Genomic DNA, 15938 nt, shown 5'->3' with positions numbered 1-15938 from the left:
AACGCTGTGTGTCAGCGTCCCTTCCGTGGCCCTGTCGGCCCGGAAGGATGTCAGGGGGATGATCGTCGTGGACATGATCGGCCGAATCCGACGCGCGTATTTCGACCAGCACCGGCCCATCAAGGAGATCGTCCGAACGCTGTCGGTGTCGCGTGCGACGGTGCGCAAGGTGATCCGCACTCAGGCGACCGAGTTCAAGTACGAGCGTGGTGTCCAGCCAGTTCCCAAGCTCGGTGAGTGGGTCGAGGACCTGACGGCGATCCTGGAGCGCGAGGCCAAGCTTCCGCGCCGGGAGCGCCGGTCGACCCAGCGCCTGTTCGAGGAACTGCGTGGCCGCGGGTATGACGGCGCCCACGATAGCGTGCACCGCTTTGCCAAGCTCTGGCGCGAGGAACGGGCCCGCGTTCCGGCGCGGGCGTTCGTGCCGATGAGCTTTGCGCCCGGCGAGGCGTATCAGTTCGATTGGAGCCACGAGACGATCACGCTGCAAGGCCTGCCGCTGACGATCAAGGCGGCGCATATGAAGCTGTCGCACAGCCGCATGCCGTTCGTGCGGGCCTACTTCCGCGAGACGCAGGAGCTGGTCTTCGACCCCTCCGCTTGCCACCCTGACCTGCTTCGCAGGACAGGGGCCCTGGCGCGCTTCGCCCACGACAAGGCGTTCGCGTTCTACGGCGGGGTTTGCCGGCGCGGCATCTACGACAACATGAAGACGGCGGTGGAAGCGATCTTCGTGGGTAAGGCGCGGCAGTACAATCGTCGCTTCCTGCAGATGTGCTCGCACCATTTGATCGAGCCGGTTGCATGCACGCCGGCGGCTGGATGGGAGAAGGGGCAGGTCGAGAACCAAGTCGGCACGCTGCGCGACCTGCTGTTCCGCCCCAAGCCGCGGGTGAAAAGCCTCATCGAGTTGAACGGGTGGCTTGAAGATCAGTGCATCGCCTACGCCAAGCGGACCCGGCACCCGGAGTTCAAGGACCGCACCATCTGGGATGTTTTACAGGACGAGTGCGCGAGCCTGATGGAACAGCGTGGACCGTTCGACGGCTTCGTCGAGAAGGCGGTCCGGGCCGCCACCACGTGCCTGATCATGGCCGATCACAACCGCTACAGCGTCGATGCCCGCGCCGCGGGGCGGATGGTGCTTGTGCGCTCCCATGCCGAGCGCATCACGGTGCTGCTCGACGACGAGGTCGTGGCCGACCATCCCCGCAGCTTCCGGCGCGACCAGGTCATCTACGATCCATGGCACTACCTGCCCGTCCTGCTGAGGAAGCCCGGCGCCTTGCGCAACGGAGCACCCTTCAAGGATTGGGATCTGCCACCGGCCTTGGCCCAGGTGCGCGCCAAGCTGAAGAGCCACGCGGATGGTGACCGCCAGTTCGTCACCGTTCTGGCCGCCGTGCTCGACCACGGTCTGGACGCGGTCGAGGCCGCCTGCGCCGAGGCGCTGACGGCCGGCCTTGCGAGCGCTGCCGTCATTCTGACCGTGGTGGCGCGACAGCGCCAGCCAGCGGAACCGCCCAGCATCACGACGCCTGATGCGCTTCGCCTGAAGATCGAACCGTCGGCCGATTGTGGCCGCTACGACAGCCTGAGGAGGGTCGCCTGATGGAACGCCACGATATCCTGGAGGCGATGAACGACCTCAAACTCTATGGCATGCGCGCCAGCTTCGACGAGATCGCCGGCAAGGGCCTTGCCCGACGAGACGAGATCTATCCGCTGGTCGCCAGTCTGATCCGGGCCGAGCGGACCCATCGTCAGGCCCGATCGATCAGCTACCGTCTCGGGGGCGCCAAGTTCCCGGTGCTCAAGGACCTCGACACGTTCGTGTTCGCGGAGACGCCGGTCGACGAAGGTCAGGTCCGCGAGCTTGCGACCGGCGCCTTCCTGGATGCCAAGCGCAACACGATCTTCATCGGTGGAACCGGCACCGGCAAGACGCACCTTTGCATCGGTGTCGCCTCGGCGGTGATCCGAACCAGGGCGCGGGGCCGCTTCTTCAATCTCGTCGATCTGGTCAACCTGCTCGAGCAGGAAAAGGCCGCAGGCCGCAGCGGCCGCCTCGCCGAGAACCTGCTGCGCTACGATCTCATCGTCATCGACGAACTCGGCTATCTGCCGTTCAGCCAGCCCGGCGGCCAACTCCTGTTCCACCTCATCAGCAAGCTCTACGAAAACACATCACTGCTGATCACGACCAACCTGGCCTTCGCCGACTGGCCTCAGGTGTTCGGTGACGCCAAGATGACCACCGCCATGCTCGATCGCCTGACCCACCACTGCGACATCATCGAGACCGGCAACACCAGCTGGCGCTTCAAGAACCGAAGCTGACGCCACCTCCCGGGCTTATCCACCCGGGCGCACAGGGACCTCCCACGCCCTTCGCTCCGCGCCATGCAAGGGCGCTGCGCTCCGGGCGCGGGTCCCTCCTATGCACCCGGGTGGATAAGCCCGGATCACCCTTCCCAAGGGGTCGGTATTGGGCGCGAAAGGGGGTCGCGCTTGGAAGCGATTCGACAGCCATGTCAGCGACTACGTCCCGAGTGGCTGGATCGTAGATCCAGCTAAACGTGCTACTCGATCCGCACACTCACATGCACCTTCTGGCCATCGTCGGTTTTCTGAGCCTGATACGAGATATCGATCCCGCCCGGCTTGTTAAACGTGCTGTCAAACTGCTTGGCTTCGGCGGTGCCGTTGCCGGTTTTCAGCCAGTACTTATAGGTTGCGTTGGCGGCACATTCGCTGGTGGTCGTTGACGACGACATGGTCCGGATCGCCGTCAGCACGACATCGGTTTTGTCGGCGTCAACGATCCCGGCAAACGTCGGGTCTTGTCGGAAGCTATCCCGCAGAACTTTCGTGACGAGGGTTGTGACCGAGGCTGACGAGCACAGTGACGCTCCTCCGAGCAGATCCATCATGCGGTAGCCGTCTTCGTCGGCCATCAAGGCGACCCCCACGGTGCCGCTCAGCACCACGAAAAGGACGGCCCCTATACCAAGCCTTGTTCCAGCGGACTTGGATTGAGCGATCTTTGCGCTGGGGTACCCGCCAGCCGCAGACGGTGTAACGTCGCGTCGAAGGGGAAAGAGTCGATCAAATTCGTTGTAGCCATCACCCGGCGAGACGCTCTTCTGGCATGACCACACTAGTAGCGGGACGATGCCCACCACGGTGAGGCCAAGCCACAACCAGTAGCCAGACCGGCCGGTGTCGCGAAGCCGCCGGATTTGCACGGTCGTACTAGGGATGATGTGCACCAGCATGACGAGCTCCGCGACGGGTATGCTGAGATGCAATGCTGTTTGAGCGTAGCGGGCCACGCCTGAGATCACCGCTGCGACTAGCATGTAAAGCCAAAACTCGGATCGGCTGGAGCGACCGTCGAAGTCACCGAACCGCGCCATGGCGGACAAGTAAGCACCCATGAGATCTCCTTGAGAAATAGGCGAGTCAAAGGCCGTCGCAGACGCCTCTGATCTCCAATTACATATTAAAGTTGATAAACTGAGCGCTCAAGAACCGCCAACGGTTTGCGCATGGATGTGCGGAAATTGGTCGGCAGAAACTTTGCTCGTCTGCGTCGGGAAAAAAGCCTGACTCAAGAGGAGGTCGAGACGCGGTCCGGGTTCAGTCAGCAGTACCTGAGCGGTCTCGAACGCGGCTTGCGTAATCCCACGGTGATCACCCTTTATGAGTTGGCTCAAGCTCTGGGGGTCAGTCACGTTGACCTCGTCCGTGAGGAGCCTGGGTTTGACGAGGTCGCGCTTGAGCCTTCACCGCTGCCACCGGGTCGCCGCAAGGGCCGTTGATCTCAATGCAGCTCAGCTCGAGGAAACCCACCACGACGGGCTGCTTGGAGGGCGTCTTGAGGGGATCAACGATGCGGCGCCGCATCGCGTCCCATACGGCCCAGTGCCATTGGCCGTTCGGCCTTGGGTCGAGCGCCAGCAGCGCGTGGTTTCTGAGCTGCGTGTAATCGGCATCCCAAAACGGCGTCATGTGCTCCGGCGTTTGAACACCAAAGTCCATGAGCGCGCAGCGCACGTCGGCGAGGCTGGTGGCATCGCTCTGATGACTGCCGAAGATCGTCTCGCAAGCCACCCAGTAGCTAACCCCGGCCAGCATCGCGACGCAGGCCATGCCGCAGCCATCGTCGTGTTTCTGAACCACCCGCTTGATTGGCTGGCCAGTCGACATCGTTCGAGCCTTGCGCATCGGCCGGCCCTCAATATTCGTTGGCGAGCATGAGGGTGATGACCCGGCACGTCACAGCGGGATCGGCCGGGTCGGGCGAGTGGTGCAGGCAACTCCGATCGTAAGTGTCGATCTTGAAGAACAGCCGATGGTCGTCGATCGTGAAGGCTCCAAAGTCGTGCTCGCCGTAGGGATCGTTGTCGGCATCGAAGCGATCGAACCGCGCCAGCGCAGCAATGATCTGGCGGTGCAGGCTGGCACTGAGAGCGGCGACGCCGCGTGTCAAAACCAGGGTTCTAGCCGTGTTGGAGGTCCGGCATTCGTCATTGAGCGCACGAATACGCTCCGCCTTGTCGATGACCGACATGGTGTTCTCCTGATGCTGGGTTGATTGGGGATGCTCGCTTGAGCTTTGTCCGGTGCGATGTGGCCGGTGTGCTGCAAGCTATTGCTGCGGCGATGGCGAACCGATCGATCAGCATGACCGACGCGACCGGTTCGATATGCGTTTAATCGAGCCACGGCGGCCGTCAGCGGCCATCACGACTCAAAACTGACGATCATGGCCAAAACACCAACCATGGCTGCTGGCCAGCGTGTGTCGTAGTTCGGCCAGTTGCTGGTGGTCGACCGATCGATCAAACCAACGGTACTTTGGTGCCGATGCGAAGCGTGGTTCGACACCAAACTCTGGTCGGTCGATCAGCCCTGGAGCGCGGGCAGAAACCCCAACTCGGTCCGGCGACGCACGACGGTCGGCTCGTTGTAGTCGCACCACTTCAGGGTCAACATCGTTCCATTGATGCCGATCACGTCAGCCTCGAACCAGCCTTCGGTCGCACCCGTCGTGGCCAACACGGTGCTGCCCAGCCCGATTTCTTCGATGCGGGTGGGACGAGCGCTTGCCTTTGTTGGCGCCCCTTTCTTGCCCGGCGCAGGATCGAACACTTTTGTGGGTTTGCCATCCGCACCCGGCGTGATGGCTTGACCAGCCATACCGTCCTGCGAGCTGACACCATCCTCAGCCGCTTCATCCGATGCATCGGTTGCGGTGGTGGGTTCGACCGCGCTGAGACCCAGCAGATCGCGCGTGAGCTCGACCAAGCGACCATACAGCTTGCCGTTGACGAAAGGCGTGAACGCCTTGCCGCTCGAAAACACACGACCGCGTGGCAGGGTACCGACGAGTTCGCGCAACGCGTCGCTTTCGACCGGTACAGCCCGCATGTTCATCAGCGCGGCGGCTTTGGTGGCGAGTTCGGCACTGGCTTGATCAAACCAGGACGCATGTGGTTTGCCGGCCTGGTCTTTGCCGAAAATAACGAGGGCGGGCGTGGTGGGTGGGACAGCCATGACACTCATGATGATCTCCTGACATGCAGAGGGGCCCCGCGGGGCCCCTGGTCAATCGACGATGCTGGCGTGCAGCGATGTATATAGTCGCACCGAAAGCAAACACGGCGACGTCGACTTCAATCATCATACAAAATACAAGTAGATATGTCAATATAGAGCAAAAAAGCGCCTCTTTCGAACCGGTTTCCATATATATAATTGCCACTAGACTACAGTATTAATATGATCTAAATACCTCTAGCTTAATCGCCCTAGCTTGCGAGGGTGAGACAACCTGCTCGATTACCGATTCAACCGAGCAGCCGGAAACAGCGGTCTTCTGGCGCAACCATCGCCGAGCGGGCAACTGGCATCGCGGCAAGCGAAGCGATCGTCGATGCGATTGCCGTTGCAGATATCAAGATTGGCTTCGGTGCAAAACAACCAAATAGCTTTCTGCACCAGTCGCGGATAGGTGGCGGGACCGTCGCGACAATACACCCGCGCATCGATGTGCTGGCTGGCCGCCTCGATGATGGTGGCGCATCCACCCAAAGCATAACAACCCGCACCATAGGCATGTTCGGCATCAAGCTCGCTGAGGCACCCAGACCGATGCAGCCAATTGTGCACCAGCGTATCGATGGCAATCATGCTGGCCCCGGTGGCGACCCAGCGCTCTCGCATGGAATCGCCGAGCAACAGCAGGTCGGCCAGCGCCATTGACAACACTTTGGACGATACGCCGTAGATGGAGCCGAGCGGCTCCAACAGCGCCTGGCGAAAGCGCGCTGTGCGCTGGGGGCCCTCAACCGCATCGGCTGCGGCAAGCCGCTCATCGATCCAACCGACCAGATCCCCGCCGCAGACATCGCGAAGAAATAGAAACAAGCTATAGGCGGTCTGGTTGAGCCTGCCATTGCGCAGGTCGTGATAGGGCAGCGGACACGCTTCGATGTGGCTTGGTTCGCTGCACAGGAACGTTTGCTTGGTGAAACGGCAGGCGTCGAAGTGCCAGTAGCTTGTCAGCTTTGGACAGCTTGGCGCCGCCGCGAGGGTTGTCTCCAAATCAGCAAAGGACACCGAGCCATGCTGGTCCATGTAGCGCCAGGCGATGGCATCCGACACGCCTTGCAAGCTGAGGATCCGGATTAGCCAATCGAAGAGCGCCGGAGTGTCATGGCGCGCCACCGCCTCGGTAAGACCCGATCGGGCAAAGTCACGGCGCATCTCGGCCAAGGACGTCCGGTCTGCTGCGACATCGCACAGAGCGACGATTCGGGCGAGGACGCTTGGGAAAGCAGGATGTTCCAAAAGCTCGTGCGTATGCTATCAGCCGCGAAAAGCGGCGAGCCACAACGCTAGCAAATGGCCGAATAGAGCTGTCAAATGGCCCAATTGGAGTGAAATTGGCACGATTTCAGATCTTTTCGTGGTTTTGGCCGTACCGTCCAGCGTGGCCCTCAGCGCAGCAGCTTCTTAATTCGACCGTGTCGATGCGGGTCGAATGTGCGTCCGACACCGTGCGATTAAGGCCGCCGACATCCTTTTTGAATGTGGGCTATAATGTGGGGCGACTAGCCCCGTCACTTCACAAATCGTGAATAACATCAGCCGTTTGCGCATAGAGAGGTGGCGGGCCACGCCCGACGAAGATGAGCACTATGTCTACGCTATAGCACTCTAACACCGCCCGCAGCATCACTAGCGGTCTACGTCGTCGAAGATTGACTGGATGTTCGAGCGTGCGCTGGCGGCTCGGCCGACCGGCGTTTCCACTCGATCTTCGACATCGGGGTCGCGGGTCTCATTCAGGTCCTCAATCGCCTTTCCGATAGCTATTCGCCCACTGTCGATTTTAGCGCGATCAGGGTCGTCAATCGGAAGCGCATCCTCGAAACCACCCAAGAAACTCGACAACTCATCGAAGTGACTATCCGGATCGCTACTCTCACAATTCGATTTCCAATCAGAAACATGGGTGTCGATTCGATCAAGAACGTCCCCCCTTACTCGTGCCACGAGATCTTCAAACTCGGCGTCCGTCATGAGCGAGCGCAAAGATTCGTCGCGGAAACACCACCATCGGGGACCGTGAGGGTCGTATCGATAATGTGCTCTACGAGGCTAATGCGCTTTTCGTCGGGTAAAAGTTTCGCCTGATGCAGCTTCGCCAATAGTCGATTTTCGGAGGAGTACGCCATGAACGCGCCCGGACGGAGATTAAGAACATCCGGCACTTGGTCTACCACCAGCCGCAAGAACACAGCGTCGCAGCGCTGTCCGAGAAAATAGCGTATGCGGTAGTCAATGGGATGGATGAGCAACCGATTGAGAAGTGCTGGATACAGCGAAGGGCCGACGCGCACGCTCGCGCCACGTAACTCGACCCCGCCACACACGACCTCTTCAAGCAGCCGTTCGAACTTCGCACCGCGCAGGTAGATTTCGGTCAGTTCGGGTGAATTGGCGACGAGCGCAGCATAGGCATCGCCGATAGTGGGATGCTTGAACGTCCATTTTGGACCCTCGGTCGTATCGACGAGCAGGGCAAGACTGCCACGGAGCGAATCGAGCGCGAGCCGGATTTCGGCTGCGGTGACGCCCAGGAGTTCCGTGATTAGGGCTATACGAACGTCATTCTCGATCGGCGACGCGAGTTGCCCGCCGTGCATGAAAATGAGTGCAACTGCCGCCGCTTCGCTCCGATCAAGATTGCGCAGCACGTCTTTAAGGAAGTCGACCGGCCGTCGCGCAAAATCGAGCAAGCCTTCCTCGTCGAGCGTTACTTTCTCCGTAAAGAATGCCGAACCGAGACGACGAGCGGTCTCGGGAAGAAAAGACGCATCTTCGGCAAGCGTCGCCAAGTGTGGCTTGATGGCCTTCTTGAACGAAGCCGGCTGATCACCGCGCTTGATGTGATTGTACAGGATTTGCGCCTTCTCGGCGGTTGCCAAGCCTTGGACGTTGATGACCACCTGCGATTTGTCGAAGAGCGGAAACGCGCCGGTCTTGAGATCGCGATGGGCTGATCGCCAGATATAGGTGCGGGATGTCAGTAGAAAGCGGGCGCCCTTGCGCAACGCGGCGGCCATCAGCGGCATCTGCCGATTCCAGGCATCGGCAATATGGCGTTGGTACTGAGTGGCGCCGAAGGCATCATCTATCCAGAAGAACTGCTTGGGATCGTCGGGATTCCAATGCCGCATAATGTCTTCTGGACTGGTCACGCGGATCGTCGGCGCGCGCCAGTGATCAAGCGCCCCCAAAGCGAGGCTCGCGGCGATGGTCGATTTGCCGGAGGCTGGGTCCCCAAGCAGCAAGACAAAATTATGATCGAGTAGGGCGTCCACGCTCTGGCGATGCGCATCTGTGACAACAAAACATGCCAGATCGTCCCCAAGCGCGCCCAGGACGGCGCGAGATTGCGCGTAGGCCCGCTCATCGAGGATTTGGGAAAGATCTCCCAATCCATAAACCCTCGGCACCATCACCCGTAGCCGTGACGATTCCCGAATTTGCTGTGCTATCCAGTCACGCCCTAGAATTATACATTTTTTGACGCCCACGGTTTCGAATGCCGCAGCGATTGCGTCCGCCTGTACACCCGATATGCCGTGGTTTGTGAGAAGGATGTAGTCGTCCGCCAAGCCTCTGGCTGCGAGCTTTCCCGCCTTGGTCAATTCACCCTTCACTGCACTCAGGCTTAATGGTGCGTCCGGCTTGCTCGTGAATTTGCATTGGATCGTCGAGCGGCCGGCTGAATCTCCGTTGGACCAACGGCCTAGAAATGCACCATCGCGACCGCCATCCTTTGAGGGCAGAAATGTCTCAACTGACCGGTTGAGAACTTCCTGAGCGATTGCTACGCACAGGTCTTGGAACGATTTCCAGCCTAAAGTATGAAGAGCGTAATTGATTAATGGCCCTTGCGCTGATGGCGAAGGTGAGATGTCTACTCTTGGAAGACCAGATACTCGCTTCGCTTCCTCATTATTAATATCCAAAGACACCTCTATTGTTGCGCGCCCGGCATAGCCGACCGGATGGCCATCCAGCCTAAATTCTTGCGTCATTGAGCCAGAGAGACGCGCCCGTCTTTCAGCCGATGTCGGCTCGCTTGAGCCAGATTGACTGATCGTCCCCCCTTGAAGTGGTCCATCCCGATGTATGGCTTTCGAGCCTGGAGGATGGATCGATGGGAAGACGACCGAAGCCTGAAGAGATCGTGAGCAAGCTGCGTCAGGTCGACGTGTTGGTCTCACAGGGGAAGACCGTTGCGGACTCGGTTCGCTCGATCGGGGTGACCGAGGTCACCTACTACCGGTGGCGGAAGGAGTTCGGCGGCTTGAAGCTTGACCAGGTCAAGCGCCTGAAGGAGCTGGAGACGGAGAACATGCGGCTTCGCAAGGCGATCGCCGACCTCACGCTCGACAAGCTGATTCTGAAGGAGGCGGCCTCGGGAAACTTCTGAGCCCCGCGCGCCGGCGCGTCTGCATCGAGCATGTGCGACAGCATTTGCCTGTCTCCGAGCGCCGCGTCTGTGCGGCGCTCGGTCAGCACCGCTCGACGCAGCGCAAGGCGCCGCGGGGCTTTGACGACGAAGAGGCGTTGACGGGCGACATCATCGAGCTGGCGCGGCAGTACGGCCGCTACGGCTATCGCAAGATCGCGGCGTTGCTGCGCGATGCCGGGTGGCTGGTAAACGACAAGCGGGTCGAGCGCATCTGGCGATGCGAAGGGCTGAAGGTGCCGGCCAAGCAGCCGAAGAAGGGACGTCTCTGGCTCAACGACGGCTCCTGCATTCGCCTCCGGCCCGAGCACCGCGATCACGTCTGGTCGTACGACTTTGTCGAGGATCGCACGCATGACGGCCGCAAGTTCAGGACCCTCAATGTCGTCGACGAGTTCACCCGGGAGTGCCTGGCCATCCGGGTCGCGCGCAAGCTCAACTCGACCGACGTCATTGACGTTCTGTCCGACCTGTTCATCCTGCGCGGCGTGCCTGGTCACATCCGTTCGGACAACGGCCCCGAGTTCATCGCCCAGGCTGTGCAAGACTGGATCACGGCGGTTGGAGCAAAGACCGCCTATATTGCCCCAGGCAGCCCGTGGGAGAACGGCTACGTCGAGTCGTTCAACGCTCGCTTCCGAGACGAGCTGCTCGACGGAGAGATCTTCTACTCGCTCAAGGAAGCTCAGGTCATCATCGAAAGCTGGAGAAGGCATTACAATACTGTGCGCCCGCACGGATCAATCGGCTACAAGCCCCCGGCGCCGGAGGTCTTCGTGCCCGCCTTCGCCGCATGGCCGGCTGCGAAACCCCGACCATCTCCGCCGGCCATGCTCAGGGTGGCGCCCAGGCCGACCATGAACTAACAATCAACCCGGACCACCCGATGGGGGCCGATCAAGGCCTCGCACCCTGACCCGGTTTTTATGCCCGGCTCCCGCTGGCGCTCACGCCGGGCAGGTTGCTTGGGGGCGCCGCCCCCTGGCGCGGGCCAGGGTGAAGCGCGGCAAGCCGCGCCGTCCGGGGTGGTCTCCCCGACCTTCCGCGCGGATACGATTTTCGCCACATCCGTAATCATGGAAATCCGCTTGTGCAGGCCGGGTGATCCCCCTCCACCCCGGCCGCCCTGGCCCTTGCACCCCCCGGTCTCGCCGACGGGCAGGGTTGCAGCGCAGCGCTGCGCTTCAACCCAAGCCCATGAGGAGCAAAGACCATGACGACCATTGCCATCGAAACCACCGCCGTGTCCGCCGCCGAGAACGGCGCGGTGCTGTTCATCCCGCTCAACAAGCTCAAGAAGCATCCCGACAACGCCCGGAAGACCCCGCATAGCGAGGCGTCTATCGAAGCGAAGGCCGCGAGCATCCACGCCAAGGGCATCCTGCAGAACCTCGTGGTGGAGCCGGAGTTTGACGCCGAGGGAGCCGCGACCGGCTTCTATCTCGTCAGCATCGGTGAAGGCCGCAGGCTGGCGCAGTTGCTGCGCGTGAAACGCAAGCAGATCAAGAAGACCGAGCCGATCCGCTGTGTCATCGACACCGTGAACGACGCCAGAGAAATCAGTCTGGACGAGAACGTCACCCGCGAAGACCTCTTGCCCGCCGATCAGTTCGAGCGCTTTCGCGAGCTTGCGGAAACGCGCGGATGGGGTGCGGAGGAAATCGCGGCCCGGTTCGGCGTGAGCGCCCATGTCGTGCGCCAGCGGATGCGTCTCGGCGCTGTCAGCCCCAAGCTGATGCAGGTCTATCGTGATGGCGGTCTGACCTTGGAGCAGTTGATGGCCTTCGCCATCGTGGACGATCCGGCCCGGCAGGAGCAGGTTTACGAGAACCTGTCGTGGAACAAGGACGCCTCGACCATTCGCCGCGACCTGACCCGTATGCACATCCCGGCGACGGATCGGCGGGCGGTCTTCGTCGGCGCGGAAGCCTATACCGAAGCGGGCGGCGTCATCCTGCGTGACCTGTTCACCGAGGATCGCGGTGGTTTCTATGAAGATGCCGCGTTGCTGGACCGGCTTGTCATCGAGAAGCTGGACGGGATCGCGGAGAGCGTGAAGGCCAGGGAAGGCTGGAAGTGGGCGGGTGTTTACATTGACTATCCACACGGCAACGGCCTGCGCCGCACCTATCCGCATCCGGTGGAATTGTCGGAGGAAGACGAGGCAGCCTATACCGCTGCGCAGGCAGAATATGACGCCCTGACCGAGCAGTATGACAGCGCCGACGAACTGCCTGAGGACGTGGATCAGCGGTTCGGGACGTTGGAAGCCGAGATCGAGCGCATCGACGCTTTGCGTCACGCCTATGATGCCGACGAGATGGCTTGCGGCGGTGTGTTCGTAATCCTCTCCCATGATGGAGAAGCTCGCATCGAGCGCGGCTTTATCCGGGCCGAAGACGAAGTGCCTGCAACCGTGGAAGATGCGGACGGTGAAGGCGGAAGCGTGATCGATGGCGTTCGCGTCAACCGCGATGGCGAGATCATCGAGGATGGCGAGCGGGACGAGGACGGTAACCCGGCTTCCGCGCTCGAGACGGAGGACGAGGACGCCGGGGATGCGGGCAAGCCGCTGTCGGACCTTCTCATCCGTGACTTGACCTCGCACCTCACGCTGGGCCTTCGCCTTGCCCTTGGCGAGCAGCAGGACATGGCATTGATCGCCGTCACCCATGCGCTGGCGGCGCAGACCTTCTATCGCGGGGTGGACGCCGCCTGCCTCGAAATCCGCCCGACCAGCAGCTATCTCGCTTCTCACGCGGACGGTATCGAGGACACGGCGGCGGGCAAAGCGCTGGCGGATCGTCATGCCGGATGGGCGGCGGATATGCCGCGCGACGCGGCGGACCTATGGGGCTTTGTCGCCGGTCTTGACCATGCCAGCGTCATGGCGCTGTTCGCCCATTGCGCCTCGCTCACCGTCAGCGCGGTCAAGCAGCCTTGGGAGCGCAAGCCCCACGCCCATGCCACGGCCGACAAGCTGGCGACGGCGGTGGCCCTCGACATGACCGCCCATTGGACGCCCACCGTGCGGACCTATCTCGGCCGCGTCACCAAGGCGCATATCCTCGCCGCCGTGCGCGAAGCCGTCAGCAACGACGCGGCGGAGCGGATCGCGGGCTTGAAGAAGACGGTGATGGCGGAAGCCGCTGAACAGCTTCTGGCCGGGACTGGATGGCTCCCCGCTGTCATGCGGACCGTGCGGCCCGCTTGGCTGGACGGCCAAGATGGTGACGCCTTCCAGATCGCCGCCGAGTGAGGATCGGGCCGGGATCGCATCAGCGGTCCCGGCCTTCCTTTTCGTCTGACACCCGCAAAATTCCGGTCGCGCGGTGTTCACCACGCGACCGGCTGACCTCGACTGTCCGATGACCGAAACCGTCATCGGCGCTATGGAGAACCGTCATGATCGCCGTGATGTTGATGAGCGTGGCCTTGATCGCGGGACTTTGCGTCCTGGCCTACACGCTCGCCGTTTATGCGCTCCCCTTCATGCTCGGGGTCGAAGCGGCGCGCTTCGCCTACGGCACCGGCTCCGGCCTGATCAGCGCGGGCCTTGTCGGCCTTGTCGCCGGGGCCGCAGCCTATGGCTTGTTGGTATTTGTCTTCGCTTCGCTACGCTCGCCGATCCTTCGCCTGATCGTAGCGCTCGTCTTCGCCGCGCCCGCCACTGTCGCGGGCTACGCACTTGTCCATGGCGTAACAGGCGAGGCCGTGCCCTCCGAGGTCTGGCGGCAGTTTTTCTGCGTCATCGGCGGCGGTTTTGTGGGCATGTCGGCGCTGTTGCGGCTGATAGGCGGCGCGTTTATGCGCGCCGAATAAGCGAAGCGCCACGACGAGAGCCTATCGACGCCAGCTCTGTTTGCACTCGTCATCGAACCACATTTCGACATCATAGGAGACGGACGTGGTGGTCCGAAAATCGAGATAGGATGAATAGTTCTGTCGGACCCATGACAGAAAGGTCGAGAAGCTCAGTTGATCGGGCGGCAGACCTTCCAGTCCGTTTTACTTGCGCCATTGATGACACAGGTGCCGTATCGCGGTTTCACACTCGCCCTTCTTCACGGGTTGCTCCCGTTCGCCGCGAGGATCGTGATGTCCGGCTCCCAACCTTCGGGAAGGTCTGGCGGGCTGACCGAATCGAGATCGAGGCGGACGAACGATTTGAGGATCGACTGGAAAGTCTCCGTATCGCGCGCCCAGTGGATGACCCCATCGAAATCCCTGGCGAGGTAATGGGTCAGATCGAGTGACGATCGCCGGTTGACCCCGACGGGGCTATCGACCTGCACGATGGCGATTTTATTGCCGCCGACCCAGCGCGTGATGTCCGCCGGGAACTCATGAGCATAGTTGCGCCGACCATCCCAGACGGCGGTGCGGATCACTTTTCCGGCAGGTGTGGCGATACGGAAGATCCACGGCGAATCCTCCTGCGCGACGCTCGATGCCGCGTAGAAAATCGGCGGCGGCGGACGGTTGAGGATCGCCGCCTTCTGCTCTCGTATCTTACGCCGCTGCGCCGCCGTGGGACGATCCCACTGAACGCCATCCGGTCCGAACTGCCGTACTTGCGTCGAGTAGGAGACATCGGCTGTGCCGGCGTCATAGATGTCGGAATCCGGGAACGCGAACAACAGGACTTGTCCGCTGAAACTCCGCAGATGCCGGAGCACGATGTCCCACGCGATCTCGCCATGAACAACGGGCACGACATGAAGCGCCGCGCCCGGCGCTTCCATCATCAGCCGCTCGATGACCGCGATGCCAATCGCACTGAACCCCGTTTCATTGCCGAGACAGAACCCGACATGAAATGTCCGCTCCCCGACGACAGCCCTGAACGCTCGAAGCGAGATTTCGGTGGTGTCGGGTATCTGGCTATCGCCTGTCAGCGCGCGAATACGCGCGCCGTTGATCGCGGCGACCGATGGCAAGACATGGAGGTCGATCACGCCACGATAGCTGTCGGTGTCCGGCCAAGCCGCTTCTTTACGTTGTTCTTTCTTTCGCCTGGCTTCACCCATCGCGGCTTTCTCCAAATCTAGCTAAAGGCCGCGATCACGGTTTCAATGGGCATAAACAGCGTTCGGCTATCCGCCGGATATTCGGTGAATTCGGCACAGGCCATGTAGAAGCGCTTCGCACTGTCATCCTTGGCCTGCACCAGTACCGCCCCAATCCCGATGCTCTGGGACGCGACGGCAATACGGCGCAGGGCGTCCGACAGGATGTCCGCGCCAAGGCCGCGACCGGCATAGGTGCGGCTCACCGCCAGACGCCCGATCACCGAAACGGGAATGACGTCAGGCGCATTGCGCCGGACCTTGCCCGGTGCGGCCGCCCGTTCCACCGATCCGGCGGCGATACAGAAATAGGCGACCACCGCATTGCCGTCACAGACGACATAGGTGCGGGAGAACCGGCTTTCGTTCTTCAGCGCCCGATGCTTCAGCCAGTCGTTCAGGACCGGCTCGCCGCAATCAAAGTCCGTCAGGTCATGGTTCGTCGTTAAAGGAACCGGGGCTGAGAGCTTCGTTTGCGGACGCTCGGGATCAGGCGTTACGTTTCCCATGCCGGAACTCGACGCAACAGCGCGCGCAGCTTGGGTCCGGGTGCTAGGGGATTGTCGAGCGCGTGGATGAAGGCGTCGTACCGCTCGGAGTCGAGCACGAACAGGCGCTGATCCAGCAGCACGTCGATCGCCAGCGAGCGAGCGCTATCGATCATGAACTCGGTGCGCGTCTTGCCCAGGATGGCCGCCGCATCGTCGATGAGCCGGCGCGTATGCGACTCGATGCGCAGATTGATGCTGCCCTTGGTTTCGGCCGACAAAGGACGCTCCGCAACCGCTACGGTCGCAGGACGCATATGTTCC

General features: G+C 61.5%; 15 protein-coding genes and 1 pseudogene. 6 read left to right on the top strand and 10 right to left on the bottom strand.

What is annotated here, in order from left to right:
* Positions 1-58: 58 nt before the first annotated feature.
* A pseudogene (gene istA, locus EY713_RS10870) lies at positions 59-1603 on the top strand (IS21 family transposase); the annotation flags it as partial.
* A gap of 8 nt (positions 1604-1611) precedes the next feature.
* Entirely contained in the window at positions 1612-2340 is a 729-nt protein-coding gene (gene istB, locus EY713_RS10865) for an IS21-like element helper ATPase IstB (protein ID WP_131114793.1), read from the top strand.
* Positions 2341-2582: 242 nt separating this feature from the next.
* On the opposite strand, the gene EY713_RS10860 is transcribed toward istB, so the two are convergent.
* A complete protein-coding gene (locus EY713_RS10860) occupies positions 2583-3362 on the bottom strand; it encodes a DUF805 domain-containing protein (protein ID WP_245573001.1) in 780 nt (259 codons plus the stop codon).
* 189 nt (positions 3363-3551) lie between these two features.
* Here EY713_RS10860 and EY713_RS10855 point away from each other — a divergent pair, with 189 nt between their 5' ends.
* Complete coding sequence (locus EY713_RS10855) at positions 3552-3824, top strand: helix-turn-helix domain-containing protein (RefSeq protein WP_131114791.1); 273 nt, start codon at positions 3552-3554, stop codon at positions 3822-3824.
* Here EY713_RS10855 and EY713_RS22730 read toward each other — a convergent pair.
* From EY713_RS22730 to EY713_RS10830, 6 genes are all read right to left on the bottom strand, one after another.
* Positions 3730-4155: a hypothetical protein gene (locus EY713_RS22730; RefSeq protein ID WP_165490972.1), complete on the bottom strand. Its 426-nt coding sequence runs from the start codon at positions 4153-4155 to the stop codon at positions 3730-3732. The genes EY713_RS10855 and EY713_RS22730 overlap by 95 nt on opposite strands.
* A gap of 85 nt (positions 4156-4240) precedes the next feature.
* Positions 4241-4576: a DUF3768 domain-containing protein gene (locus EY713_RS10850; RefSeq protein WP_131114790.1), complete on the bottom strand. Its 336-nt coding sequence runs from the start codon at positions 4574-4576 to the stop codon at positions 4241-4243.
* A 335-nt stretch (positions 4577-4911) separates the two neighbouring features.
* Positions 4912-5571 carry a hypothetical protein gene (locus EY713_RS10845; protein WP_131114789.1) on the bottom strand — a complete coding sequence of 220 codons (660 nt, stop codon included), beginning with the start codon at positions 5569-5571 and terminating at the stop codon, positions 4912-4914.
* Positions 5572-5847: 276 nt separating this feature from the next.
* Positions 5848-6783: a hypothetical protein gene (locus tag EY713_RS10840; protein ID WP_177525404.1), complete on the bottom strand. Its 936-nt coding sequence runs from the start codon at positions 6781-6783 to the stop codon at positions 5848-5850.
* Between the two features lie 465 nt (positions 6784-7248).
* Positions 7249-7593: a hypothetical protein gene (locus tag EY713_RS10835; RefSeq protein ID WP_131114788.1), complete on the bottom strand. Its 345-nt coding sequence runs from the start codon at positions 7591-7593 to the stop codon at positions 7249-7251.
* The gene (locus tag EY713_RS10830; RefSeq protein WP_131114787.1) at positions 7590-9620 is read right to left on the bottom strand and encodes an nSTAND3 domain-containing NTPase; all 2031 of its coding nucleotides are present in this window, start codon (positions 9618-9620) and stop codon (positions 7590-7592) included. Before EY713_RS10830 ends, EY713_RS10835 begins: the two co-directional genes overlap by 4 nt.
* A 122-nt stretch (positions 9621-9742) precedes the next feature.
* On the opposite strand from EY713_RS10830, the gene EY713_RS10825 reads away from it, so the two are divergent.
* The 3 genes from EY713_RS10825 to EY713_RS10815 all read left to right on the top strand — a co-directional run bounded on the left by EY713_RS10825 (position 9743) and on the right by EY713_RS10815 (position 13879).
* Positions 9743-10923 (top strand): IS3 family transposase gene (locus EY713_RS10825; protein ID WP_131113674.1). Its coding sequence is split into 2 segments (ribosomal slippage): positions 9743-10004 and positions 10004-10923, totalling 1182 coding nucleotides; the frame shifts between segments, so codons are not numbered across the junction.
* 347 nt (positions 10924-11270) lie between these two features.
* Positions 11271-13316, top strand: coding sequence for a ParB/RepB/Spo0J family partition protein (locus EY713_RS10820; RefSeq protein WP_131114786.1), 2046 nt, complete (start codon positions 11271-11273; stop codon positions 13314-13316).
* A gap of 146 nt (positions 13317-13462) precedes the next feature.
* Positions 13463-13879 carry a hypothetical protein gene (locus EY713_RS10815; protein WP_131114785.1) on the top strand — a complete coding sequence of 139 codons (417 nt, stop codon included), beginning with the start codon at positions 13463-13465 and terminating at the stop codon, positions 13877-13879.
* A gap of 242 nt (positions 13880-14121) precedes the next feature.
* Here EY713_RS10815 and EY713_RS10810 read toward each other — a convergent pair whose 3' ends face one another.
* Genes EY713_RS10810 through EY713_RS10800 form a run of 3 tightly spaced genes read right to left on the bottom strand, consistent with a single transcriptional unit; the run spans position 14122 to position 15895 of the window.
* Positions 14122-15087 carry a hypothetical protein gene (locus tag EY713_RS10810; protein ID WP_131114784.1) on the bottom strand — a complete coding sequence of 322 codons (966 nt, stop codon included), beginning with the start codon at positions 15085-15087 and terminating at the stop codon, positions 14122-14124.
* A gap of 17 nt (positions 15088-15104) precedes the next feature.
* The gene (locus EY713_RS10805; protein WP_131114783.1) at positions 15105-15635 is read right to left on the bottom strand and encodes a GNAT family N-acetyltransferase; all 531 of its coding nucleotides are present in this window, start codon (positions 15633-15635) and stop codon (positions 15105-15107) included.
* The gene (locus tag EY713_RS10800; protein WP_425374357.1) at positions 15623-15895 is read right to left on the bottom strand and encodes a type II toxin-antitoxin system TacA family antitoxin; all 273 of its coding nucleotides are present in this window, start codon (positions 15893-15895) and stop codon (positions 15623-15625) included. Before EY713_RS10800 ends, EY713_RS10805 begins: the two co-directional genes overlap by 13 nt.
* Positions 15896-15938: the final 43 nt, after the last annotated feature.

This window comes from Lichenihabitans psoromatis (genome assembly GCF_004323635.1).
GTDB lineage: Bacteria > Pseudomonadota > Alphaproteobacteria > Rhizobiales > Beijerinckiaceae > Lichenihabitans > Lichenihabitans psoromatis.
The sequence above is the reverse complement of the archived record's forward strand: the minus strand, read 5'-3'. Positions and strand labels throughout refer to the sequence as shown.

What these genes read in the sequence shown, in the direction of transcription:
- EY713_RS10805 (WP_131114783.1), bottom strand. Translation starts at nt 15,635, where the DNA reads ATGGGAAACGTAACGCCTGATCCCGAGCGTCCGCAAACGAAGCTCTCA.
- EY713_RS10815 (WP_131114785.1), top strand. Translation starts at nt 13,463, where the DNA reads ATGATCGCCGTGATGTTGATGAGCGTGGCCTTGATCGCGGGACTTTGC.
- EY713_RS10845 (WP_131114789.1), bottom strand. Translation starts at nt 5,571, where the DNA reads ATGAGTGTCATGGCTGTCCCACCCACCACGCCCGCCCTCGTTATTTTC.
- EY713_RS10855 (WP_131114791.1), top strand. Translation starts at nt 3,552, where the DNA reads ATGGATGTGCGGAAATTGGTCGGCAGAAACTTTGCTCGTCTGCGTCGG.
- EY713_RS10850 (WP_131114790.1), bottom strand. Translation starts at nt 4,576, where the DNA reads ATGTCGGTCATCGACAAGGCGGAGCGTATTCGTGCGCTCAATGACGAA.
- EY713_RS10860 (WP_245573001.1), bottom strand. Translation starts at nt 3,362, where the DNA reads ATGCTAGTCGCAGCGGTGATCTCAGGCGTGGCCCGCTACGCTCAAACA.
- EY713_RS10835 (WP_131114788.1), bottom strand. Translation starts at nt 7,593, where the DNA reads ATGACGGACGCCGAGTTTGAAGATCTCGTGGCACGAGTAAGGGGGGAC.
- EY713_RS22730 (WP_165490972.1), bottom strand. Translation starts at nt 4,155, where the DNA reads ATGGCCTGCGTCGCGATGCTGGCCGGGGTTAGCTACTGGGTGGCTTGC.
- EY713_RS10830 (WP_131114787.1), bottom strand. Translation starts at nt 9,620, where the DNA reads ATGACGCAAGAATTTAGGCTGGATGGCCATCCGGTCGGCTATGCCGGG.
- istB (WP_131114793.1), top strand. Translation starts at nt 1,612, where the DNA reads ATGGAACGCCACGATATCCTGGAGGCGATGAACGACCTCAAACTCTAT.
- EY713_RS10810 (WP_131114784.1), bottom strand. Translation starts at nt 15,087, where the DNA reads ATGGGTGAAGCCAGGCGAAAGAAAGAACAACGTAAAGAAGCGGCTTGG.
- EY713_RS10820 (WP_131114786.1), top strand. Translation starts at nt 11,271, where the DNA reads ATGACGACCATTGCCATCGAAACCACCGCCGTGTCCGCCGCCGAGAAC.